The organism is Streptomyces sp. WAC 01529 (assembly GCF_003945545.1).
Classification (GTDB): domain Bacteria; phylum Actinomycetota; class Actinomycetes; order Streptomycetales; family Streptomycetaceae; genus Streptomyces; species Streptomyces anatolicus.
Map to the genome: position 1 here is coordinate 7,275,735 of NZ_CP029617.1, position 22,195 is coordinate 7,297,929.

Consider the following 22,195-nt stretch of genomic DNA (forward strand, 5'->3'; position numbering starts at 1 on the left):
CTCCGTGACGCCGGGGGCGCGCTACCTCGCCAGCGGCGCGACGACCCAGCGCCGCGTCCTGAACATGCTGTCCCGCGAGCCGATCTCGATCAGCTTGCGGGCCGCGGGGTAGGCCTCGTCGCCCTCCAGCTCGTAACCGACCTGGAAACTGTCGGCCACGTCCTGGACCTGGATCTCCTGCTCCGCCGCCGCACCCCGCTCCTCACCGGCGGTGACCGCCGACAGGTGGGCGAGCAGGGTCCGCTGTGCCGCGTCGAGCGCCTCGCGCGGGTCGCGCCCCTCGGGCGCGGCCGTGGACTTCCCGCTCTTCGGCTCGGGCGGCGAGATGCCCGTGCTCGGCTCGCGCGTGACGCCCGAGGGCTGGCGGGTGGCGATCTGCGACTGGACGACCGTGCCGTCGTTGTCGAGACCGACGCGGATCAGACCCTGGTCCGGGGTGATGACGGGCACGCCGTCGAAGACCTGCCGGAACGTCACGTGCGTCTCCAGGGAGACCGGGTGACCGACCTCGGAGCCGTCCTTCGTCCCGGAGTTCTGCATCAGGTCGTGCACGCTGTCGACGACCAGTTCGGCACCCCGCGCGTACCGCTCGGCGAACGAACGCGCCGCCTCGATCGCGCGCTCGGTGGGCAGCTGCTGGGTGTTGCGGTGGTTGGGCGTGGCGAGGCGGACCCAGCTGACGCCGCGCGAGTCGGTGGAGATGACGCGGTCGCCGGAGGTCGCGTTGAGCACGCCCTGCCGCTCGACCTGGATCTCCTGAAGCGCCGCCGACGGGAAGTCGGTCAGCTCCCCGAGCCCGGCGAGTTCCGCGCTCGCCTCGCGGGGCGCCAGCCGCACGATCTGCTGCTGCGCGGGGAGCCGGGTGAGCGGTTCCCTGACGCCCTCGCGGGCGTGGTACCAGCGCCAGGCGTACCAGTTGTCCGGCACGTGCTCGCGGTAGAAGTTCCGCTCGGTGTCGAGGCGGTTGACGGCCTCGGCCTGGTTGGCGCCGGCCGCGGCGACCGACGGCGCCTGGCCGTGGTGGATGTCCCAACTGGCGTTCAGCCAGGCGTCGCAGAACGTCTGCCCGGCCCGCCACTTCTCCCAGAACTTCTTGCCGTAGTCCGGGCTGTCGATGCTGACCGTCTCGAACCCGAAGATCATGCGGAAGCCGATGTTGGGCCCGGCCCAGGTGCGGATCGGCGAGTGGCCGCCGGTGACCTTCAGCGAGTCACAGGTCGACCAGAAGACGTAGTTCGCCTTCTCGTTGCCGAGCGCCATCCGGTTGGAGACGGCGTCGCTGCGGCCGTCCCAGGCGGCGCCGAGGGGCGCGAAGAACACGCCGTTGCCGTCCATGCCGCCGTGGCCCGAGTGGTAGACGGCGCAGACGGCGTCCATGCCGTAGCGGTCCTGCCAGTTGTCGTACGTCTCCTCGTACGCCCACACCTGGGCGCCGCCGTCGGCGAACCAGAAGTTGCGGTCGTAGAACTGCTGGAGGTACGCCAGCCAGCCAGTGGCATCGGCGTGGGTGTGGTAGAGCGGCGACTGGTTGACGAACTTCTGGATGCTGAAGGCACCCCACCAGCCGAAGGTCGAGTCGCGCTCACCCGCCGCTCCGGGCTTCTCCGGTTCGAGCGGGGACGGACCGCGGTCCGAGTAATTGATGCGCATGGCCATACCCCCTGAGAGGATCTCCTCGCGGTCGTGCGCGAGGGGGCCTCAAAGTGTCACCGCAGACGCGCCTTGCCCAGTTGGGATTCCGGCCATAGGGCCCGCGTCACGGGCCCGTTCCCGCACCTCACGGGCCTCTGCGGTCCGGCCGCGCACACAACGTGTTCGTATCGCCCGCCCCGCACCTGCGCGCCCGGCTCGAACACCTCCCGGCCGTCGGCCGGCCGACGCGCGGCCCATTCTCATCCAGGGGCCCTGGCAGTGGGGGCCGGGGGCCACCGCGAAGGCGGCCCCCGAGAGGACGGTCAGCGCTTCGGCGGCGTGACCCATCCCTTCTTGACGAGCTGGTCACAGTGCCACTTCCCCTGCGCCCGGCTCTCCCCCTTGTCCGCGGTCGCCTTGAGGCAGTCCGCGTACGGGAACGGAGGTCCCTGAACCGGGGCGCCGGGGGCGGCCTGGGCGGTCACCGCCGACAGGCTGAGCCCGCCGGCGGCCACGGCCAGGGTCAGGGCAATGCTCATGCGACGCACAAAATTCTCCTCTTCTCGCGCCGAAGCGGATCGCTCCGGAGACCGACGCTGCCTCGCCACGGCTCATTCGCCGGACAAGATCAGCGAATGCCCAACGAGGGAGGCCACCGGCAGGCAATCACCCATCCGTATTGACTCTTCCCCGGCTCTCCGGCCGGGTCGAGCCGGCTCCGCCCCTCACATGGGCAGCGACCACAGCCGCACCGGCCCGGCGGGCCACCGGGCGTCCTCGTGCAGAGGCGTCACCATCGTCCGCAGCGGCATGGTCACCACGCGGTCGCCGGGCTGCTCGACCAGGACCTCCACGGAGGGGTCCTCGTCGATCGGACGCCAGCCGAGCCTCTCGTACAGCGCGACGAGCGGGGGGCGGCAGAAGAGCAGGGCGTGACGCGGGCCCAGGGTGCGGGCGTGGGACAGGGCCGCCGCGACGACCGACCGGGCCAGGCCCCGGCCGCGTACGTCGGGGGCGACGGCCACGCTGCCGACGCCGACGACTTCCAGGCCGGTCCCGCCGACCGTCAGCGGAAGGCGGCGCAGTCCCGCGTGTGCCACGAGCCGGCCCTCGTGCCGTACGGCGAAGTGCTCATCCTTGGGCAGCCAGGCCAGGCCGGTCTCCGCGACGCCGAAGGGGTCGTCGCCACCGCCCAGGATCTCGGCCAGGTCGGCGGAGGTGAACTGGGTGAGCCGGATCGCGCTCGGCGGGCCTGACGTGTGGTGTGTGCTCATCCCCACATGCTCCAACAGGCCGCCTCCGCAACGCCCTTCGGCCCTGGTTCGGGTGCTCCTCTTCTCTTGCGATGAGGAGGTCCGTAGCCTTTTGTGTCGACCGTCTAAGTCTCTCCGCACGGACTGGGGGCACGTGGACACTGCGAGTCTGCTTCTGATCGGGGCGGCAGGCGGAGCGGTGCGCGGAGTCGTGCACGCATACGACTGCATGTCCGAATGGCTCCTACGGCGGCAGGAGTTCCGGCTCTCCGAGCAGCCCGAGGCCGAGGCGCCGCCTCCCGCCTTCGGTGCGTACTACGACGTCGCGGGCCAGAGCATCGCAGCCGTGGTGCACATGGTGATGGGGGCCGGGGTGGCCCTGCTCATGGCGGCCTGGGGGCAGATCGACGGTGGCTTCGCGACGTTCGCCGTCGGGGCGTCGGCACCCTTGATCCTCGTCCAGCTCAAGCACACCCGGCTGGCGGGGGTCTTCATCGGCGACCCCAACGCACCACAGGCCCCCCAGCCGCAGGACGCTCAGCCACCGGCGACCGGGCCGCCCGCCGAGCAGGCTGCCTCCCGGCGGCCGGCCGCGGGCCCGAGGGGCGCCGAATGACCCGGCCCACGCTCCTCCGTCGCGCTGCCGCCGCCGCGATCGGAGTCGACCGGCGCCCGAGCCACGCGCGCGCCCTGCCCCTCGCGCGGGGCCTGACGTTGACGCGCAGGGCTGCCGCCGCGACCATCGGCGTCCGCGCACACCGCCTGCCCGCGGACGCGAGAGCAGAGGTGCCGGCGCGGAGGGCGGAAGCGGAGAGTGCGGGTGGCAGCCCGCTGTCCGCGCCGGCCCCGTTGGTGACCCTCGGCGCGCCCGAGAGGCCTCCGGCCGGGGAACGGTCGCGCCGTGGACTCGTCTTGGCCACGGCCGCCGCAGTCGTGGCCGTCGCTTTTGGCGCCTACGTCCACCACGAGGGCTCGCGCGTGGAGGAGCAGCCCCCGGCCCACGGGCCGACGGGCGTGCTGCCGGAGAAGTACCTCGGTACCTGGAAGAGCTCGCTCAAGAATGCCGACGGCTCCCACGCCCGGACAATGGTGATCCGGCAGGGATACGTGGACGACAAGGTGATGACCCTGACGGCAGTCGGACCGAGAAAGGATGGCGCCAAATACCGCTGTGTGTTTGAGGCGCGGCTGGACTCCGTCACATCGGGCGCCGTCCGGCTGGGCAGTTCGGCGGTGGCCTCGGGGAAACCGCCCTCGGCGTGCACGGCCGGGAAACCGTCGACGCTGACCCTGGTGGGCGAGGACAAGCTCCGGCGCGCCGACAGGGATGGCGCGGGCAAGCTGACGTACGACCGCTCTCGGTGAGGACGCACGGCCGCCTGTTTCGGACACGCTTCGTTCGAACTGCTGATCGTTGATACCTACACTCACGCATGCCCCGGTTCGCGAAGGCGTCGGGCATCGAGTAGTCGTACGGGAACGGGAGTGCGGTGTGAGCGGGGTTGGCGGGCAGGACGGGTCGTCCGTATCCGATGAGGAGTGGGAGCGGTTCCTGCGCGAGTCGGTGACGGGTACGGCCGGGGCCCCAGTGGAGCCGTCGGCGCGCGCCCGTGAGGTGGAGCGGCGGCTACGGGAGCGTCCCGGGCGGCCGGAGGGCTGGCGTACGTACTCACCGGCCCGTCCCCGGCGCAGGACAGGCTGGTACGCGATGGGACTGATGGCGGCCGTGGCCCTCCTGGTCGTGGGGCTCTTCCCGCAGCAGCTCGCCGGTTTGTTCGGCGGCGACGAGGGCGGGCAGGACGGGACGCCGTTGGCCGCCGAGTCCAAGAGGCCGCAGACCGCTCCCGGCGCCGGGAGCGGTCTGCGCCCCACCCTCGCCGAGCCCTTCCGGGGGTCGCCCGCCGCCCGCTGGGCCGACGGAGCGGCAGGGATCACGGTGCCACCGGCCAAAGCGACCGGCTGGATGGACACCGCCCAGGTCGAGCGGGCACTGCGGCGGAGCCGGGACTTCCTGGTGGCCGCGGGGCTCGACTCCCGCGTGCTGCGCGGCGAGCGGCCCACGAAGGCGATCGCCCTGCTGAACCCGCACCAGAAGGACGTCAAGGCATACCTCCGTACCGCCCTGTCGTCGGCGAAACCCACGGAGGAGACCGACCCGCTGCTGCTGTTCAGCCGCTTCCGGCCCGGGCAGGCCCGGCTGGTCGGCGACGTGGTCAAGACGCGCGGCCGGCTCACCTACCGGGAGGGGGAGCGGGGGGCGGTCGAGGTGACGGCGGACGTCACCTTCGTGTACCCGGTCACCGAGGCGGGCGAAAGCGGGCGGGACGCCGAGGTCGTCCGTACGATCGTGCGGCGCGAGGTGGTGATGAGCTGGGACGACCCGGCGAAGGTCATCACCGAACCGGGCACGATGTCCCTCGTCTCGTACACGCTCGACATGACCAACGGCGGCTGCTCCGCCCCCACCGGCTACTTCGTGCCGCCCTTCGGCAAGGACGGCGCGACAGCCGACACGGACCGCCGAGTCGACCCGTACGACCGCAGCAAGCCGATCGACACGGGCGACGGCACGAGGGGCGACGGCTGCGCGAGCGCCGATCGCTCCTAGGGGGCGTTCTTGTCGGCCCCAGTCCTGTCCTGTCAGGAACAGCGCAACCATTTGAGGCAGGTGTGGGTCTACCGACCGAACACACTCACTAGGAGACCATCATCACCGCCATACGTAAGACTCTGACCGCCACCGCAGTCGTCGGCGCGGTCCTCGCCGGCTCGGCCGCCTGCGGCACCGTGGAGCAGCTGTCCGCCGGCCAGAAGCTCGACGAGGCCTTCGAGAACATGAACAAGGAGAAGTCGCTCTCCTTTGAATTCTCCCTGGACACCGACACCGCCTCGCTCATGGCACTGGACGACTCCTCGGACTCGGAGCCGGGCGAGGAGATGCCGGACGAGGCCGCGCGCCTGCTCCGCGACGCGAAGATCAGCGTCACCGTGCAGTCGAGGAAGCCGTTCGGCGAGTCCGGTGAGAAGGACTTCGACCGCATGGCCATGAAGATCAGCGGCCGGGACGGGAAGCTGGCCGAGTACCGGGTCATCGGCGACCAGGTGTACTTCCGCAGCGACTTGGCCAAGTTCGGCAAGGCCATGGGCACCCCCGTGCCGACCGCGGCGGACCTCCCCCCGGAGGCCGGCGCCCTCAAGAAGGTCCTCGAGGGCGAATGGGTGAAGGCCGACATGAAGGAGATCGAGCGCCTCGCCGCCGAGGGTGATGACGGGCCGGGGTCCGAGCCCTCCCCGGAGGCCACCCTCGACGCCGCCACGCAGAAGAAGCTCGTCAAGGCCATGCGTGAGGTCGTCGGCCGTGAGGTCAAGCTGAAGACGGCCGGGGGCGAGGACGGGACCGAGCGCATCACCGCCACCGCGCCCTTCCGCACCCTGGCCACCGAACTGGTCGACGAGCTGCGCCCGCTGGCGAAGAAGCTGCCGCCCGGTACGGAACTGCCGACGGCCAAGGAGCTGAAGGACGCCCCGAACGCGAAGGTCAGGGCGGACATCACGCTGAAGAACGAGGAGCTGAAGGAGGTCCGCATCGACCTCGCCAAGCTCGCCGAGAACACCAAGGTGAAGAAGTTCGGCCTGGTCATCCGGATGACCGAGGGCACCAAGCCCACCGCCCCCGCGGGCGCCACCGAGCTGGACCTCGAGGAGCTGATGGGCGGGATGATGGGCGGAATGGGTATGGGCATGGGCGGCCCGGCCGGTACCGCGGGCGGCGAGTGACACGTAAGCCGTGACGGGTCGCCGTCGGGAGGCGCTTTCAGCCGCCTCCCGAGTGTGATCGGATGGTGGCCACGGAAGTTCCGATCACGGAACCGCACTGAAGGGAACTGCATCGTGGCAACCACGCGCTCCGCGCACACGGTCTGGGAAGGCTCTCTGACGGAGGGCTCGGGCACCGTCACCTTCGACTCCTCCGGCATCGGCGAGCAGGCCGTCTCCTGGCCCGCCCGCGCCGAGCAGGCGAACGGCAAGACCAGCCCGGAGGAGCTGATCGCCGCCGCGCACTCCAGCTGCTTCTCCATGGCCCTCTCGCACGGGCTGACCGGCGCGGGCACCCCGCCCGAGCGGCTCGTCACCTCGGCCGACGTCACCTTCCAGCCCGGCACCGGCATCACCGGCATCCACCTCACCGTCGAGGGCACCGTGCCGGGCCTCGACGAGGCGGCCTTCACCTCGGCCGCCGAGGACGCCAAGGCCAACTGCCCGGTGAGCCAGGCGCTGACGGGTACGACCATCACGCTCACGGCCAAGCTGGCCTGACGCGCGGCGCCCGCCGACGGCGCCCGTCCAAGATGCCGCCGCCCCGCCCGGGGTGGCGGCATCGTCGCGTCCGGGGATTGACAATGTGCCGCTCAAGTTTTGTGATGGAGAGCGGAGTAGACCCGGATTCGGGGGACACAGGGCTCGCGGTGGAAGGGACTGGACCATGGCACGTGCGGTCGGGATCGATCTCGGTACGACGAACTCAGTGGTGGCCGTGCTGGAGGGCGGTGAGCCGGTCGTCGTCGCCAACGCGGAGGGCGCCCGCACCACCCCGTCGGTCGTCGCCTTCGCGAAGAGCGGCGACGTCCTGGTGGGCGAGGTCGCCAAGCGGCAGGCGGTCACGAACGTGGAGCGCACCGCCCGCTCCGTCAAACGCCACATGGGCGACGGCGGCTGGCGCTTCCCGGAGGACGGCTCCGTGGACGGCACGCGCTACACCGCGCAGGAACTCTCCGCGCGCGTCCTGCAGAAGCTCAAGCGCGACGCCGAGTCCTACCTCGGCGAGGACGTCACCGACGCGGTGGTCACCGTCCCCGCGTACTTCGACGACACCCAGCGCCAGGCCACCAAGGAGGCCGGCGAGATCGCGGGGCTCAACGTCCTGCGCATCATCAACGAACCGACGGCGGCCGCCCTCGCGTACGGCCTGGACAAGGGCGACGACCAGACCGTCCTCGTCTTCGACCTGGGCGGCGGCACCTTCGACGTCTCGCTCCTGGAGATGGGCGAGGGCGTCATCGAGGTGAAGGCCACCAACGGCGACACCCAGTTGGGCGGCGACGACTGGGACCAGCGGATCGTCGAGTACCTGGTACGGCAGTTCAAGAACGGGCACGGCATCGACCTCGGCAAGGACAAGATGGCGCTCCAGCGCCTGCGCGAGGGCGCCGAGAAGGCGAAGATCGAGCTGTCCTCCTCCAGTGAGACGGACATCAACCTGCCCTACATCACCGCCACGGCGGAGGGCCCGCTGCACCTCGCCGAGAAGCTGACGCGCGCTCAGTTCCAGGAGCTGACCGCCGACTTGCTCGACCGCTGCAAGGAACCCTTCCACCAGGCCGTCAAGGACGCGGGCGTCAAGCTCTCCGCCATCGACCACGTGATCCTGGTCGGCGGCTCCACCCGCATGCCCGCCGTGACCGAGCTGGTGAGGGAGCTCACCGGCAAGGACCCGCACAAGGGCGTCAACCCCGACGAGGTGGTGGCGCTCGGCGCGGCCTTGCAGGCCGGTGTGATCCGCGGCGACGTGAAGGACGTACTGCTTCTCGACGTGACGCCGCTCTCCCTCGGCATCGAGACCAAGGGCGGCATCATGACCAAGCTCATCGAGCGCAACACCACGATCCCCACCCGGCGTTCCGAGACCTTCTCCACCGCCGAGGACAACCAGCCCTCGGTCGGCATCCAGGTCTTCCAGGGCGAGCGGGAGATCGCCGCGTACAACAAGAAGCTCGGTGTCTTCGACCTGACCGGGCTGCCGCCCGCCCCGCGCGGCGTCCCGAAGATCGAGGTCACCTTCGACATCGACGCCAACGGAATCATGCACGTCTCGGCCAAGGACGAGGCCACCGGACGCGAGCAGCGCATGACGGTGACCGGCGGCTCCGCGCTGCCCAAGGACGACATCAACCGCATGGTCCGCGAGGCCGAACAGCACGCGGAGGAGGACCGCAAGCGGCGCGAGGCCGCGGAGACCCGCAACCAGGCCGAGCAGCTCGTCTACCAGACGGAGCGCTTCGTGCGGGAGAACGGCGACAAGATCCCGGAGGAGACCAAGACCGAAGTCGAGGCGGCCGCGGCGGAGTTGAAGGACCTCCTCAAGAACCGCGCCGACGACACCGCCGCCCTGCGCACCGGCGCCGAGAAGCTGGCGGCGGTCAGCCAGAAGATGGGCCAGGCGATGTACGCGGCCTCGGGCGGGGGCGCCCAGGAGGAGACCGCATCCACCGGTTCCGCCACGGAGGAGGCCGTGGTCGACGCCGAGATCGTGGACGAGGACGACAAGGGCAAGGGCGACCCGGGCAGGGCGACTTAAGACCCCGTCCGCTCCCAGCCGCGCCTCTCCGGCCGTGCGCCCACCCGCTCGGGATCCCGGGCGCGGTAGACCACGTACGGCCGGAAGAGGTACTGGAGCGGCGCGCTGAACATGTGGATCAGGCGGGTGAACGGCACCAGCGCGAACAGGACCATGCCGACCACCGCGTGGATCTCGTACAGCACCGGCACCCCGGTCATCCGGTCGATGTCGGGCCGGAGCGTGAACAGGCTGCGCGCCCAAGGGGCGATGGAGTCGCGGTAGTTGTAGCCGTCGCCGGACGCGTGCGTCAGCTTGGCGACCATGCCGAGCACGATCGCCGCGAACAGCACCAGGTACATCAGCTTGTCGTTGGCGGTCGTCGCGCGGAACACCGGCGTGTTGGTCCGGCGCCGGTAGAGCAGCAGCAGGATGCCGAGGACGAGCAGGACCCCGGCCGCCGTGCCGCCGTACAGCGAGAACAGGTGGTAGGTGTGCTCGCTCACGCCCGCCTTCTCCGTCCACGACTCGGGCAGGAAGAGGCCGACCAGATGGCCGACGAGGACGAAGAGGATGCCGTAGTGGAACATCGGCGAGGCGATGTTGAGCAGCTTGGATTCGTAGACCTGTGACGAGCGGGTCGTCCAGCCGAACTTGTCGTAGCGGTAGCGCCAGATCGTGCCCGCGACGAGCAGCACGAAGGCGATATAGGGAAGGACACCCCACAGCAGCGTTTTCATCAGTGCTCCCCGATGTTCATGAGTGCTCCCCGATGAGTGCGAAGGGTTCGAGGCCGACGTCCTCGCGCGGCGGCCCCGAGCGGGCGAGCGCGAGTGCCTCGGCGCGGTCCTTGGGTGAGGGGCCCGGCAGGGTCGCGCACACCGCGTCGAGCACGGTCGCGTACGGCGTGTCGAAGTCGCCAAGGGCGAGCCGCAGCAGCTCAAGGCCGCTGCGGTGCTCCTCAAGGAGCACCGGACCCGCGTGCGCCGAGAACTCCAGGACCGCCGGCAGGAAGTCCGGCAGCTCCTCACCGCTGAACTCCAGGCCGTGCGCGCGGTAGACCTCCTTGAAGCGGACCAGCGCCATGCCGCGCCGCCGCGTGTCGCCCTCCCGCCACCAGCTCAGATACAGGCTGTGCCGGTTCTTGAAGTCGAAGACCCGCACATAGTGGGCCGCGAGTTCCCGGGGCTCGGTGGCCGCCGCGTACGTCAGGAAGGCGTCGAACTCCGGGGGAGCAGCGGCCTTCAGCAGCGGCAGGCGTGCGTGGAACTCCTCGTCGGGGTAGCCGAGGCAGACCGCGGCGGCCTGGTAGAGCACGGCGTGCTCGGTCACTGGTCGTCCTCCTCGGCGGCGTGCGCCTTCTCGGCGGCGCTCGGTTCCCGGTCGGCGGTCTGCCGGTCGCGGAGCGCGTGGAAGTTCTCGATGGTGACGAGCGGCAGCTGCTTGCGGCCGGAGTCCTGGCCGAAGGGGCCGTCGCCGCCCATGCCGGGTCCGCCCTCGAAGTCGAGGCTGCACGAGTCGGAGAGTTCGGGCAGGGCCGACTCCTCAAGGCGCCGCGCGTCCGCGACGGCGGCGGTCGGGATGACGTACCGGTCCTCGTACTTGGCGATGGCCAGCAGCCGGTACATCTCCTCGATCTCGGGCCCCGACATGCCCACCGACCGTGCCACCGAACTGTCGGGCGTGTCACCGAGGTTGATGGCCCGCATGTGCGCCCGCATCGCCGCGAGCTTCTCCAGCGAGGACCGCACCGGGCCCACGTCCCCGGCGGTGAAGATCTCCGCGAGGTATTCGAGGGGGATACGCAGGGTGTCGATGGCGCCGAAGAGGTTCGCCGCGTCCTCGCCGTCGTGCCCGGTCTCCGTCAGCGCGTCCACCACCGGGGAGAGCGGCGGGATGTACCAGACCATCGGCAGGGTGCGGTACTCCGGATGCAGGGGGAGCGCCACCTTGTACGTGCTGATCAGCGCGTGCACGGGGGAGCGGCGCGCCGCCTCGATCCAGTCGTACGAGATGCCGGACCGCTCGGCGTCCCGGCGCACCTCCGGGTCCTCGGGGTCGAGGAAGACGTCCAACTGAGCCTGGTAGAGCTTGTGTTCGTCCGGCTCGGAGGCCGCCGCCGTCACCTTGTCCGGGTCGTAGAGGATGACTCCGAGATAGCGCAGGCGGCCCACGCAGGTCTCCGAGCAGACCGTCGGCAGGCCCACCTCGATGCGCGGGTAGCACATCGTGCACTTCTCGGCCTTGCCGGTGCGGTGGTTGAAGTAGACCTTCTTGTACGGGCAGCCGGTCACGCACTTGCGCCAGCCCCGGCAGTGGTCCTGGTCGACGAGGACGATGCCGTCCTCCTCGCGCTTGTACATCGCGCCGGACGGGCAGGATGCCACGCACGCCGGGTTGAGGCAGTGCTCGCAGATGCGGGGCAGATAGAACATGAACGTCTGCTCGAAGGCGAACTTCACCTTCTCGGCCGCCTGTTGGCGGGTTTTCGCGACCATCGGGTCGAGGTGGCCGTGCTCGGTGGCGCCGCCGAGGTTGTCGTCCCAGTTCGACGACCACTCGATCTTCATCGGCTTGCCGGAGATCAGCGAGCGCGGTTCGGCCACGGGGTAGTCGTCGCCGAGCGGGGCGTCGGTGAGGTTCCTGTACTCGTAGGTCCAGGGCTCGTAATAGTCCTTGATCTCCGGCAGCTTGGGGTTGGAGAAGATCTCCAGGAGCGACTTGATCCGGCCGCCGTTCTTCAGCTTCAGGGCGCCGCGCCTGTTCAGCTCCCAGCCGCCGCGCCACTTCTTCTGGTCCTCGTAGCGGCGCGGATAGCCCTGCCCTGGCCGGGTCTCGACGTTGTTGAACCAGACGTACTCCATGCCGTCACGGTTGGTCCACGCCTGCTTGCACGTGACCGAGCAGGTGTGACAGCCGATGCACTTGTCGAGGTTCATCACCATCGCGATCTGGGCCATGACGCGTCGGCCGGTGCGTTCGCCTCGGGGCATGTCAGTACTCCACCTTCTGCGACCTGCGGCGGATGACCGTCACCTCGTCGCGCTGGTTCCCCGTCGGGCCGAGGTAGTTGAACGCCCACGACAACTGCGCGTAGCCGCCGATGAGATGGGACGGCTTGAGGATCAGCCGGGTCAGTGAGTTGTGGATGCCGCCGCGCTTTCCGGTCGTCTCCGCCTTGGGGACGTTCACCGTGCGCTCCTGCGCGTGGTGCATGTAGACCGTGCCGGCCGGCATGCGGTGCGAGACGATCGCGCGGGCCACCACGACGCCGTTGCGGTTGACCGCCTCGATCCAGTCGTTGTCCCGCACGCCGATCGCGTCCGCGTCCTGCGGCGCCATCCAGATGCACTGGCCGCCGCGCGAGAGCGACAGCATGAAGAGGTTGTCCTGGTACTCGGAGTGGATCGACCACTTGTTGTGCGGCGTGAGGTAACGGACCGTCACCTCCTTCTCGCCGTCCGGGCCGAGCCGTGGCTCGCCGAACAGGCGGTTCATGTCCAGCGGCGGCCGGTAGACGGGCATCGCCTCGCCGAGTTCGTGCATCCAGTCGTGGTCGATGAAGAAGTGCTGGCGCCCGGTGAGGGTGTGCCAGGGCTTGAGGTGCTCGGTGTTGAGCGTGAAGGCCGTGTAGCGGCGCCCGCCGGACTCGCTGCCGCTCCACTCCGGCGAGGTGATCACCGGCACCGGCGCGGCCTGCGTGTCGGCGTACGTGATGCGCTTGCCCTCGTGCTCGGCTGCGAGGTGCGCCATCTCCTGGCCGGTGCGCGCCTCCAGGGTGTGGAAGCCCTGGGTGGCGAGGCGCCCGTTGGTCGTGCCGGACAGGGCCAGGATGGTGTTGGCCGCCTTCACGGCCGTGTTCAGGGCGGGGCGGCCGTCGGCGGGCCCGCCCACCACCACGCCGTTGCGCTCCTTCAGCTCCTTGACCTCACGGTCCGGGCGCAGCGCGATGCCCTTGGCGGGCAGCCCCAGCTGCTCCACCAGCGGTCCGAGCGCGGCGAACTTCGCGCCGATCGCGGTGTAGTCGCGCTCCACCACCGTCAGGTTCGGCATCGTCCTGCCGGGCACCGGCTCGCACTCGCCCTTGCGCCAGTCCAGGACGACCCCGCCGGGCTGCGCGGTCTCGCCCGGCGTGTCGTGCTGGAGGGCGGTGGCGACGATGTCCTTGCGTACGCCGAGGTGGTCCACGGCCAGCTCGCTCAGCTTCTCCGCGAGCACACGGAACGTGTCGAAGTCGGTGCGGGCCTGCCAGGGCGGGTCGACGGCGGGCGTGAAGGAGTGCACGTAGGGGTGCATGTCCGTGGTCGACAGATCGTGCTTCTCGTACCAGGTCGCGGCGGGCAGCACGACGTCCGAGAGCAGCGTGGAGGAGGTCTGCCGGAAGTCGAGGGAGACGAGGAGGTCGAGCTTGCCCTCGGGGGCGTCGTCGCGCCAAGTAACGGTGGAGGGGCGCTCGTTCGGTGCCGCTTCCTCGGCGCGCAGCGAGGAGTGCGTGCCGAGCAGATGCTTCGTGAAGTACTCGGCGCCCTTGGCGGACGAACCGAGGAGGTTGGCGCGCCACAGGGTGAGCACGCGCGGCCAGTTCTCGGGGGCGTCCGGGTCCTCGCAGGCGAACTTGAGTGTGCCCGCCTTGAGTTCGTCGACGGCGTTGGCCACCGGATCGCCCGGCGCCTCCGAGAGGTCCAGGGGGTTGCGGTCGAACGTCGGATACGACGGCATCCAGCCGGTCCGCGCCGAAAGGGCCAGGCAGTCGGCGCCGGTCATGCCCGCGAAACGGCCCTCGCCCAGCGGCGAGGCGAGCACATCCGCGGCGAACCTGTCGTAGCGCCACTGGTCGGTGTTGAGGAACCAGTAGGCGGCGCCGATCATCTGCCGCGGCGGCCTGCTCCAGTCGAGGCCGCCGGCCAGCGTCGCCCACCCGGTGACCGGGCGGCACTTCTCCTGCCCGACGTAGTGCGCCCAGCCGCCCCCGTTGCGTCCCTGGCAGCCCGTCAGCTGGAGCAGGGCGAGGAAGGAGCGGTAGATCGTCTCGGAGTGGAACCAGTGGTTGGTGCCCGCGCCCATCAGGATCATGCAGCGGCCCCGTGACTTCTCCGCCGTCGCGGCGAACTCCCGGGCGATCTTCACGCACTTGGCGGCGGGCACGGACGTGTGCGCCTCCTGCCAGGCGGGTGTGCCGGGCTGTGAGGCGTCCTCGTACGAAGTGGGCCAGGAGCCGGGCAGCCCCTCGCGTCCGACGCCGTACTGCGCGAGGAGCAGGTCGAAGACAGTGGTGACCAGGGGCCCGTCCTGCCCGCCGAGCCGGGTGGCGGGAACCCCCCGGCGTACGACCTCTCCGCGGCCCTGGCCGTGCGGGCCGCCCTCGGTGTCGAAGCGGGGCAGCAGCACCTCCACACCCGCCGCCACCGGGGAGTCGTGCAGGCTCAGCAGCGGCTTGATGTCACCGAGGTCCAGATTCCATCTGCCCTTGCCGGAGTCGGTCCAGCGGAAGCCGAGCGAGCCGTTCGGCACGGCGGGCCTCCCGGTGTTCTCGTCGAGCACCGCCGTCTTCCAGTCGCCGCCCTCACCGTCCTCGCCCAGATCGGTGGCGCGCAGGAACTTCGCGGGTACGTACGCGCCGTCGCGCTCGGTCAGCGTCACCAGGAAGGGCAGATCGGTGAACTTGCGTACGTAGTCGGTGAAGAACTCCGTCGTGCGGTCGACGAAGAACTCCTTGAGGACGACATGCCCCATCGCGAAGGCGAGCGCGCCGTCCGTGCCGGGGTGCGGGTGCAGCCACTCGTCGGCGAACTTGGCGTTGTCGGCGTAGTCGGGCGCCACGACCACGACCTTCTGCCCGCGGTAGCGCGCCTCGGCCATCCAGTGCGCGTCCGGGGTCCGCGTCACCGGCACGTTCGAGCCCCACATCATCAGATACGCGGCGTCCCACCAGTCACCCGACTCCGGTACGTCCGTCTGGTCGCCGAAGACCTGCGGGGAGGCGACGGGAAGGTCCGCGTACCAGTCGTAGAAGGAGAGCATCGGCGCGCCGATGAGCCCCATGAAACGGGCGCCCGCCGCGTGCGACACCATCGACATCGCCGGGATGGGCGAGAAGCCCGCGACGCGGTCGGGACCGTATGTCTTGATCGTGTGGACGTGCGCGGCCGCGATGATCTCGACGGCCTCGTCCCAGGTCGCCCGCACCAACCCGCCCTTGCCGCGCGCCTGTTGGTACCTGCGGCGGCGCTCCGGGTCGGCCTGGATGTCCGCCCAGGCGAGCACCGGGTCCTGGAGGCGGGCCTTCGCCTCGCGGTACATCTCCACCAGAACGCCGCGCAGATACGGGTAGCGGACGCGCGTGGGGGAGTACGTGTACCAGGAGAACGCGGCGCCACGGGGGCAGCCGCGCGGCTCGTACTCGGGGCGGTCGGGGCCGACGCTCGGGTAGTCCGTCGCCTGCGTCTCCCACGTGATGATGCCGTCCTTGACGTACACCTTCCAGCGGCACGAGCCGGTGCAGTTCACGCCGTGCGTGGAGTTCACGACCTTGTCGTGGCTCCAGCGGTCCCGGTAGAAGGCGTCCGCGTCCCGGCCCCCGGTCAGCGCGACGCTGTGCAGGTCGGGGGCGGTGGTGCCGCGCCGGAAGAACTTCCCCGCCCGCAGCAGGGCCGCGGCGGGCTCGGTCGTCTCTGTCACCGTGGAGCTCCCTAGGTCTGCCTTTCAACGAACCTAGGGGGGTGGGGCGGGGGGCGCCTTTCGGTCGGCGCCGTATGGGTTGCGGGGGCCTCGCTGTGGCACCGCGGGGCGGCATTACCTGTGACGTAATCGACCGGGCGACGGGCGCTCGGCACAGTGGTGTCAACGGAAAACGGACCGGGGCCGCCGCCCCGGACCACCGCCCTTCCCCAGCCCGGAGGCAGCCCGCCATGACGACCTACCAGCTCACCGCCCTCGCCCGCACCACCGACCCGACCACGATGCTGCGCCGCTTCCTGGGCCTGGACGCCGTCGTGACCGCCGGCAACGGCCTGGCTTACGCCGCCGCCTCCGGACCTCTCGGACGCTTCCTCGGCGTCGACTCGGGCCTGCTCTTCGGGCTCGGCGTCTTCCTCACCCTCTACGGCGCGGGCGTCGGCTACCTCGCCGCCCGCAAGAGCCCGCCGACGCTCGGCGTGCGGGCGGTCATCGAGGGCAACGCCGCCTGGGCGGTGCTCAGCGTCGTCGCCCTCCTCGTCTGGCTCTCGCCGAGCACCGCGGGGGCCGTCTGGATCCCGATGCAGGCCCTTACCGTCGGCGGCTTCGCCGCGCTCCAGTACGCGGCGCTGCGGGGACTGCGGGGCTAGGGCCTGTCCGGCGGATCATGCCGCGGGACGCGGGGTGTGCCACCCCGATCTGCGGCGTTGTCGTCGGTTGTCAACGCTCCGCGTTGCCGCCCTCCTCCGCCTTGCATCTCGACGCACCACACCCCGCTCACCCGCACCAAAGAGGTGGCCGCCACCAGAACGCGACCTGATCCGCCGGACAGGCCCTAGGCCATACGGGTCTGGAGGAACTTGACCGTCGCCGGGTCGGCCGGGAGCAGCGTCTCGATGGCCAGCTCGGCGACGGTCACGTCCATGGGCGTGTTGAACGTCGAGATCGACGAGATGAAGGACAGGACGTGCCCGTCGTGCTCGATCCGCAACGGCAGCGCGAAGTACGGCACGTCCGTCCCGGCGTCGAAGGCGTCCACCCCCGGGTCGTGAACCGGATACGCGGCCACCTCCTCGTACACCGCACGCAGGGCGTCCGAGCGCTGCAACGCGATCTGCCGCTCCATCTGGTGCAGCAGATGCCCGCGCCACTCGCGCAGATTGCGGATCTTCGGGGCGAGGCCCTGGGGGTGGAGGGTGAGCCGCATCGCGTTCAGGGGCCCCGAGGCGAGGTGCTCGGGGAGGCCGTCGAGGAGCATCGCGATGCCGCGGTTCGCCGCGATCACGTCGTACGCCGCGTCGACGACCAGCGCGGGATAGGGCTCGTAGCCGGTCAGTAGCTGTTCGAGGCCCTCGCGCAGCGTGCCCATCGAAGGGTGCTCCAGCGGGGTCTCCCTGAAGTGCGGGGCGTAACCCGCGGCCAGCAGCAGGGAGTTGCGCTCACGTACCGGCACGTCGAGGTGGTCGGCGAGGCGCAGCACCAGCTCCTCGCTCGGGCGGGCTCGGCCCGTCTCGATGAAGCTGATGTGCCGCGCGGACGAATCGGCGCGCAGGGCCAGCTCCAGCTGACTGACCCGGCGCCGCTCGCGCCAGCCGCGCAGCAGCGGGCCCACGCCGGTCGCGTTCCCCTTGGCTTTTCCCTTTGAGTTTCCCTTGGCGGGCGCGGCGGTTGTCATACGTAGACGGTAGTCGAAACGGGCTGTGGCAAGGTGAAGGTGATCCCCGTGGAGGATCCCCGTGGAAGGAGCGCGCCCCCATGACCCCCGACCCTCGTGCCCCCGAGTCGCTGTCCCGTGAACCGCTCTCGCAGAAGGAGATCGAGGACCGCCTCGCCGAGCTGCCCGGCTGGGCGCTCGACGGCGACAAGCTCACCCGGACGTACCGGCTCGGTTCGCACTTCGCGGCCGCCGGTCTCGTCGTCCACATCGCGCGGACGCAGGACGAGCTGGACCATCACTCGGACCTGACCCTCGGCTACCGGACCGTGGCACTCTCCGTGCACACCCACAGCGCGGGCGGCGCGCTCACCGCCTTCGACTTCGAACTCGCGCGCAGGGTCGAGACGTTGGCTCCGGCGCACGGCGCGGAGTGAGCGTCGGCATGCTGGACTACAGCAAGGAAGCCGACCGCTACGACGCCTCGCGCGGCGGCGAGCCCCGCGCTGCCGCCGCCGCGACCGCGATCCTCGGCCTCCTGCCCCCCGACGCCCGTACGCTCCTCGACGTCGCCTGCGGCACCGGCCTTGTCACCCGCCGCCTCGCCGCCCGTGACGGGCTGCGGGTGACGGGCGTGGACGCGGCACACCGCATGGTCCGGATGGCGGCGGACCGCCACCCGGGCGCCATCGTCCTCGGCGACAGCCGCCAACTGCCCTTTCCCGACGAGGCGTTCGACGCCGTAAGCACGATATGGCTGCTGCACCTGCTCTCCGGCCCCGAGGAGACGGCCTCGGTCATCTCCGAGTGCGCCCGGGTGCTGCGCCCCGGCGGCGTCTACGTCACCACCGTCGACAAGGCCTCCTCGCACGACGTGGGCAGCGACATCGACACCGTGCTCGCCCCGCGCCCGGTGCGGCCCGCGGTCGACCGCGCCGAGGCCGTCGAGGCGTACGCGGCCGAACACGGCCTCGCGCCGGCGGGCCGCGCCCGGTTCACCGGCCACGGCCAGGGCCGCTCGCCCCGCTCCACGGTCGACGACCTCCACCGGGGCTGGTTCACCCAGGTCCCGCCCGACAGTCCGCTGGCCGCGCGCCTCGCGGCCGGGCTCGCGACGCTCCCGGACCAGGACGTGCCGCGCCCCGATCCGCGGTTCAGCCTGCGCGCGTTCCGCAAGAGGCGCTGACACTCGCCCGCCTTTTGCCGTACCAGCAATATGAGTGGTCGGAAACCGCGAAGAGGTAGCAGGCTGGTCCCTGTCCACGACAAGGGCAGGAACCGGAAGGCGGCACAGCGATGGGGCAGCACCAGGCACACGGGCAGGGACACGGCCACGCGGACGGGAAGGGGGGCCACGGTCACACTCACGGTCATGGCCACGGTCATGGCCACGGCCACGGACACGGTCATGGCCACGACGGCGAGGACCTGGACTGGGCCGCCATGGGAACCATGCTGGAGCGCTACGCGGAGATCGCCGCGCCCATGTACGGCGAGGTGGCCGCCTGGCTGCGCAACTGGGTCCCCGAGCCCGGCGTCGTCGTCGACGTCGGCAGCGGCCCTGGCGCCGTCTCCTTCCTGCTGTCCGAGGCCTTCCCCAAGGCGCGGATCGTCGCGGCGGATCCCGAGGAACCCCTCCTGGAGCGGGCTCGCGACCGCGCCGCCCGCGAGGGCCTGACCGACCGCTTCGAGACGGTGCGCGCGGCGCTGCCGGACGCCATCGACGACGTGCCGACCGCCGACCTCCTGTGGCTGTGCAGGTCCCTGCACCACGTCGGTGACCAGAGCGCCGCGCTCAGCGCCCTCGCCGAGCGCCTCGCACCCGGCGGCGCGATCGCCCTCCTGGAGGGCGGCCTGGGCGCCCGCTACCTGCCGCGCGACATCGGCTTCGGCCGCCCCGGGCTGCTCTCCCGCCTCGAAGCCTCCGACGAGGAGTGGTTCAACGGGATGCGGGACAGCCTGCCGGGCTCCAAGGCCGCACCGGAGGACTGGCCGGGCCTCCTCACCGGCGCGGGCCTGCGCCACGTCGGCACGCGCAGCTTCCTCCTCGACCTGCCGGCCCCGCTCTCCGACACGGCCCGCGCCCACGTGATCGAGGAGTTCACGCGCCGCCGCGAGATGCACGAGGACCGCTTCGCCCCCGACGACCTCACCACGTTCGACCGCCTCCTGGACAAGGAGAACCCCCAGAGCCTGCACCACCGCCCCGACCTGTTCGTGCTGTCGGCACAGACGGTGCATGTGGCGGTCAAGGAACCGGCGGGGGAGTAGGGGCCGGCACGTATCTGCCGAACACCGGTCACCGGCCCGCCTGTTGACGCTACCTTTCAGACATCGGTGGCGCGGGGCAGGGCCGGAGGGCCGGAATGGGGAGCTGTGCGTGAGTGAGCTGATCCGCTGGGAGTCCGATCAGGGTCCCGTGGTGGTCGAGGTGGATTCCAGGGATCCGGGGTTCCGGTCGGTGTCGCGGCGGGGCGAGGCCGGGGAGGTCCATGAGGTCGAGGGGCGGTTCGAGGCGGCGCTCGGGCATGTGCGCGGGGCCGCGCTGTCCGCGCTGCGGACCTTTCGGGAACGGGCGCTCGACCCCGACGCGATCGAGCTGGAGTTCGGCGTCAAGCTCACCGTCGCCGCCGGGGCCGTCATCGCCAAGACGGCGACCGAGGGGCATCTGACGGTCCGCCTCAGGTGGTCGCGCGGTGCCGCGTCGGAGGGTGCGCCGGAGGCGGGGGCGGCGGTCCCCTCGCAGGGGCGGCAGGACGCGGAGCATGGGGTGCGGCAGGACGCCGGACCGGGCGTGCGGCAACACGTACGGCAGGACCCGCAAGGCGAATAATGGCGGGCATGCACTGGCGTGCCCGGATTGGCACGGTCGACGGCGTTCCCCGGGGCGCGGGTGTCCTGGTCGACCGTGCGCGGCTGATCACCTGCGCCCACGTCGTCGACGGACTGACGGAGGTCTTCGTGACGCTGCCCGGCATCGCCGAGGCGCTGCCCGCGGCCGTGGCGTGGACCGGCGGCTGGCGGCGCGAGGGCGACCGCGGTGACCTGGCCGTCGTCGAACTCGGCGAGCCGCTGGCCGTGGCGCCGTGCGCGTTCGCCCCGCTCGACCTGCTGCGTCCGCGCGAGGGGCCGAGCGCGGGCACGGCCGAACTGCGCGCCCTCGGCTTCCCGTTCGGGCATGAGAAGGACGGCACACACGTCACCCTGCGCACCAGCGCCGACCGGCTGCTCGGTCAGGAGTGGCTGGAGATCGACGTCGAGCAGGCCCATTTGCAGCGTCTCGGGGAAGGGTTCAGCGGCGCCGCGGTCTACGACCCGGGCACGCACCTCGTCGTCGGGATCGTCACCGACGCGGTGCTCGGCGGCGACCAGGAGGGTTACATCGGGCGGATGCTGCCGCTGGAGACCATCCGCGGCCACTGGGAGGGGCTGGACGACTTCCTGCCCCTCGACTGGCTGCCGGACACGCCGCGCCGCGAGCTGCGGGCCCTGTTCGACGGCGTACGCCTCGATCCCGGCACCCTGGAACTGACCGTCCGCCGCGCCTTCCCCACCTTCCGGCGGCCGCTGCCCGCCTTCCGCTCCCTCTGGCACGCCATCCGGTACGTGGGCGAGGAACTGACCGGCGGGGAAAGGCTGTTGAAGCTGCTGCCCGAGCTGGGTGCGGTCGCGCGCGTACCCGTCGGTCCGTGGTTGCGGCGCTGGATGCCCGACCGGTACGACGACAAGGCGCACGCGGCGATCACCTCGCCCCGGTCGTCCCCGCCCACCGGCTCGGTCGTCTTCCGTGCCCAGTCGATGACCCGCGGAGGCGGCATCGACCTCTCCGTCTCCTCGGTCGTCGACGGTGTACCCGTCGGCAGGGCCGGGCCTGTCAGGGTGCGGCGCCAGCAACTGCGGGCGAAGACGGAGGCGTTGCTCGCCGAGCAGATCGGCGGCGTTCACGGCTTCGACTGGATGCTGGAATTCGTGGTGCCGGAACGGCTGATGAGCGAGCCCTTCGAGGAGTGGCAGATACGCGAACCGGGCGCCGCGCGCCCCCGGCCCATGCGCACGGTGCCCGTGGTCGTCCGGCACCTGGACCGCATGGAGCCCCTGCTCGCCTCCTATCTGGCCGGGCGGCGCTGGGCGACCGTCCGGGCCCGCGGCCGGACCCGCCCCGAGCGCGTGGAGTGCGGACTGCCCTACGGCTACGAGGAGTTCCACGACTGGCTCGACGCCGACGAACAGCTGTGCGCCCTCGCGTACGCCGCGACGCCGGCCCCCGAGTGGCTCTCGGCGGCGCTCGACACCGGCGTACCCATCATGCTGTGGCGGCGGCGCGACTGCGGGCAGGTGAACCACGCGCAGTGCGCGCCCGAGAGGTTCCTCGACCGGATCACGGCCGCGGTCGCCGAGCTGGACCCCGCCCGGCTGCCCTACGAGGTGATGCGGCTGCGCAAGGAGGCCCGTTCGCCGAACAAGGGGGACGCCGAGCACTGCGGGCACCGGCTGACCCTGTTCTGGGACGGCGCCGAGAACAAACCGGATCCCCCGCTGTCGGCGGTGCACCAGGCGGGCGCGGGCGATGGCGGCGGCTCCGGTGGCGGCAGTGGCACCACGGACAGCAGGGATATGGAGCCCACGGAGAGCGCGGGGAGTGGCTGA

20 protein-coding genes are annotated in these 22,195 nt (G+C 71.1%); 12 read left to right on the forward strand and 8 right to left on the reverse strand.

Annotated features, from left to right (window positions below; translation table 11 throughout):
* Window positions 1-21 precede the first annotated feature (21 nt).
* The 3 genes from DMA15_RS32320 to DMA15_RS32330 all read right to left on the reverse strand — a co-directional run bounded on the left by DMA15_RS32320 (window position 22) and on the right by DMA15_RS32330 (window position 2,906).
* Window positions 22-1,656: a DUF6345 domain-containing protein gene (locus tag DMA15_RS32320; RefSeq protein WP_125516228.1), complete on the reverse strand. Its 1,635-nt coding sequence runs from the start codon at window positions 1,654-1,656 to the stop codon at window positions 22-24.
* Between the two features lie 299 nt (window positions 1,657-1,955).
* On the reverse strand, window positions 1,956-2,171 hold the full coding sequence (locus DMA15_RS32325) for a hypothetical protein (RefSeq protein WP_125516229.1): 216 nt from the start codon (window positions 2,169-2,171) through the stop codon (window positions 1,956-1,958).
* A 186-nt stretch (window positions 2,172-2,357) separates the two neighbouring features.
* The gene (locus DMA15_RS32330) at window positions 2,358-2,906 is read right to left on the reverse strand and encodes a GNAT family N-acetyltransferase (protein ID WP_125516230.1); all 549 of its coding nucleotides are present in this window, start codon (window positions 2,904-2,906) and stop codon (window positions 2,358-2,360) included.
* Between the two features lie 133 nt (window positions 2,907-3,039).
* On the opposite strand from DMA15_RS32330, the gene DMA15_RS32335 reads away from it, so the two are divergent.
* From DMA15_RS32335 to dnaK, 6 genes are all read left to right on the forward strand, one after another.
* Window positions 3,040-3,501 carry a hypothetical protein gene (locus tag DMA15_RS32335; RefSeq protein ID WP_125516231.1) on the forward strand — a complete coding sequence of 154 codons (462 nt, stop codon included), beginning with the start codon at window positions 3,040-3,042 and terminating at the stop codon, window positions 3,499-3,501.
* A 296-nt stretch (window positions 3,502-3,797) separates the two neighbouring features.
* The gene (locus DMA15_RS32340) at window positions 3,798-4,250 is read left to right on the forward strand and encodes a hypothetical protein (protein ID WP_125516232.1); all 453 of its coding nucleotides are present in this window, start codon (window positions 3,798-3,800) and stop codon (window positions 4,248-4,250) included.
* A 127-nt stretch (window positions 4,251-4,377) separates the two neighbouring features.
* Window positions 4,378-5,493, forward strand: coding sequence for a hypothetical protein (locus DMA15_RS32345; protein WP_125516233.1), 1,116 nt, complete (start codon window positions 4,378-4,380; stop codon window positions 5,491-5,493).
* Between the two features lie 179 nt (window positions 5,494-5,672).
* Window positions 5,673-6,662 (forward strand): hypothetical protein, encoded by a 990-nt coding sequence (locus tag DMA15_RS32350; RefSeq protein ID WP_125516234.1) that lies wholly within the window; start codon window positions 5,673-5,675, stop codon window positions 6,660-6,662.
* 114 nt (window positions 6,663-6,776) lie between these two features.
* Entirely contained in the window at window positions 6,777-7,202 is a 426-nt protein-coding gene (locus DMA15_RS32355; RefSeq protein ID WP_125516235.1) for an OsmC family protein, read from the forward strand.
* Between the two features lie 166 nt (window positions 7,203-7,368).
* Window positions 7,369-9,240 carry a molecular chaperone DnaK gene (gene dnaK, locus DMA15_RS32360; protein ID WP_125516236.1) on the forward strand — a complete coding sequence of 624 codons (1,872 nt, stop codon included), beginning with the start codon at window positions 7,369-7,371 and terminating at the stop codon, window positions 9,238-9,240.
* On the opposite strand, the gene narI is transcribed toward dnaK, so the two are convergent.
* From narI to DMA15_RS32380, 4 genes are read right to left on the reverse strand one after another with little or no spacing between them, the layout of a single operon-like run.
* Window positions 9,237-9,959: a respiratory nitrate reductase subunit gamma gene (narI, locus tag DMA15_RS32365; protein ID WP_125516237.1), complete on the reverse strand. Its 723-nt coding sequence runs from the start codon at window positions 9,957-9,959 to the stop codon at window positions 9,237-9,239. The two genes, dnaK and narI, sit on opposite strands and share 4 nt — an antisense overlap.
* A 16-nt stretch (window positions 9,960-9,975) precedes the next feature.
* Window positions 9,976-10,551, reverse strand: a complete 576-nt coding sequence (gene narJ / locus DMA15_RS32370; protein ID WP_125516238.1) for a nitrate reductase molybdenum cofactor assembly chaperone — start codon at window positions 10,549-10,551, stop codon at window positions 9,976-9,978.
* Window positions 10,548-12,212 carry a nitrate reductase subunit beta gene (gene narH / locus DMA15_RS32375; protein WP_240660065.1) on the reverse strand — a complete coding sequence of 555 codons (1,665 nt, stop codon included), beginning with the start codon at window positions 12,210-12,212 and terminating at the stop codon, window positions 10,548-10,550. The genes narJ and narH overlap by 4 nt, the downstream gene beginning before the upstream one ends.
* A gap of 1 nt (window position 12,213) precedes the next feature.
* The gene (locus DMA15_RS32380; protein ID WP_125516239.1) at window positions 12,214-15,897 is read right to left on the reverse strand and encodes a nitrate reductase subunit alpha; all 3,684 of its coding nucleotides are present in this window, start codon (window positions 15,895-15,897) and stop codon (window positions 12,214-12,216) included.
* A 230-nt stretch (window positions 15,898-16,127) separates the two neighbouring features.
* On the opposite strand from DMA15_RS32380, the gene DMA15_RS32385 reads away from it, so the two are divergent.
* Window positions 16,128-16,544, forward strand: coding sequence for a hypothetical protein (locus DMA15_RS32385; protein ID WP_125516240.1), 417 nt, complete (start codon window positions 16,128-16,130; stop codon window positions 16,542-16,544).
* A 185-nt stretch (window positions 16,545-16,729) separates the two neighbouring features.
* Here DMA15_RS32385 and DMA15_RS32390 read toward each other — a convergent pair whose 3' ends face one another.
* On the reverse strand, window positions 16,730-17,569 hold the full coding sequence (locus DMA15_RS32390; protein WP_125516241.1) for a helix-turn-helix transcriptional regulator: 840 nt from the start codon (window positions 17,567-17,569) through the stop codon (window positions 16,730-16,732).
* Between the two features lie 110 nt (window positions 17,570-17,679).
* On the opposite strand from DMA15_RS32390, the gene DMA15_RS32395 reads away from it, so the two are divergent.
* The 5 genes from DMA15_RS32395 (at window position 17,680) to DMA15_RS32415 (ending at window position 22,195) form a co-directional block, all read left to right on the forward strand.
* Window positions 17,680-17,985, forward strand: coding sequence for a 4a-hydroxytetrahydrobiopterin dehydratase (locus DMA15_RS32395; protein WP_125518149.1), 306 nt, complete (start codon window positions 17,680-17,682; stop codon window positions 17,983-17,985).
* An 8-nt stretch (window positions 17,986-17,993) separates the two neighbouring features.
* Window positions 17,994-18,734 (forward strand): class I SAM-dependent methyltransferase, encoded by a 741-nt coding sequence (locus DMA15_RS32400; protein WP_125516242.1) that lies wholly within the window; start codon window positions 17,994-17,996, stop codon window positions 18,732-18,734.
* Window positions 18,735-18,991: 257 nt separating this feature from the next.
* A complete protein-coding gene (locus DMA15_RS32405) occupies window positions 18,992-19,819 on the forward strand; it encodes a class I SAM-dependent methyltransferase (RefSeq protein ID WP_346428936.1) in 828 nt (275 codons plus the stop codon).
* 109 nt (window positions 19,820-19,928) lie between these two features.
* Window positions 19,929-20,381 carry a CU044_2847 family protein gene (locus DMA15_RS32410; RefSeq protein ID WP_206302885.1) on the forward strand — a complete coding sequence of 151 codons (453 nt, stop codon included), beginning with the start codon at window positions 19,929-19,931 and terminating at the stop codon, window positions 20,379-20,381.
* Between the two features lie 8 nt (window positions 20,382-20,389).
* On the forward strand, window positions 20,390-22,195 hold the full coding sequence (locus DMA15_RS32415; RefSeq protein WP_164551871.1) for a trypsin-like peptidase domain-containing protein: 1,806 nt from the start codon (window positions 20,390-20,392) through the stop codon (window positions 22,193-22,195).

What these genes read in the sequence shown, in the direction of transcription:
- dnaK (WP_125516236.1), top strand. Translation starts at nt 7,369, where the DNA reads ATGGCACGTGCGGTCGGGATCGATCTCGGTACGACGAACTCAGTGGTG.
- narI (WP_125516237.1), bottom strand. Translation starts at nt 9,959, where the DNA reads ATGAAAACGCTGCTGTGGGGTGTCCTTCCCTATATCGCCTTCGTGCTG.
- DMA15_RS32320 (WP_125516228.1), bottom strand. Translation starts at nt 1,656, where the DNA reads ATGGCCATGCGCATCAATTACTCGGACCGCGGTCCGTCCCCGCTCGAA.
- DMA15_RS32325 (WP_125516229.1), bottom strand. Translation starts at nt 2,171, where the DNA reads ATGAGCATTGCCCTGACCCTGGCCGTGGCCGCCGGCGGGCTCAGCCTG.
- DMA15_RS32415 (WP_164551871.1), top strand. Translation starts at nt 20,390, where the DNA reads ATGCACTGGCGTGCCCGGATTGGCACGGTCGACGGCGTTCCCCGGGGC.
- narH (WP_240660065.1), bottom strand. Translation starts at nt 12,212, where the DNA reads ATGCCCCGAGGCGAACGCACCGGCCGACGCGTCATGGCCCAGATCGCG.
- DMA15_RS32385 (WP_125516240.1), top strand. Translation starts at nt 16,128, where the DNA reads ATGACGACCTACCAGCTCACCGCCCTCGCCCGCACCACCGACCCGACC.
- DMA15_RS32390 (WP_125516241.1), bottom strand. Translation starts at nt 17,569, where the DNA reads ATGACAACCGCCGCGCCCGCCAAGGGAAACTCAAAGGGAAAAGCCAAG.
- DMA15_RS32400 (WP_125516242.1), top strand. Translation starts at nt 17,994, where the DNA reads ATGCTGGACTACAGCAAGGAAGCCGACCGCTACGACGCCTCGCGCGGC.
- DMA15_RS32330 (WP_125516230.1), bottom strand. Translation starts at nt 2,906, where the DNA reads ATGAGCACACACCACACGTCAGGCCCGCCGAGCGCGATCCGGCTCACC.
- DMA15_RS32405 (WP_346428936.1), top strand. Translation starts at nt 18,992, where the DNA reads ATGGGAACCATGCTGGAGCGCTACGCGGAGATCGCCGCGCCCATGTAC.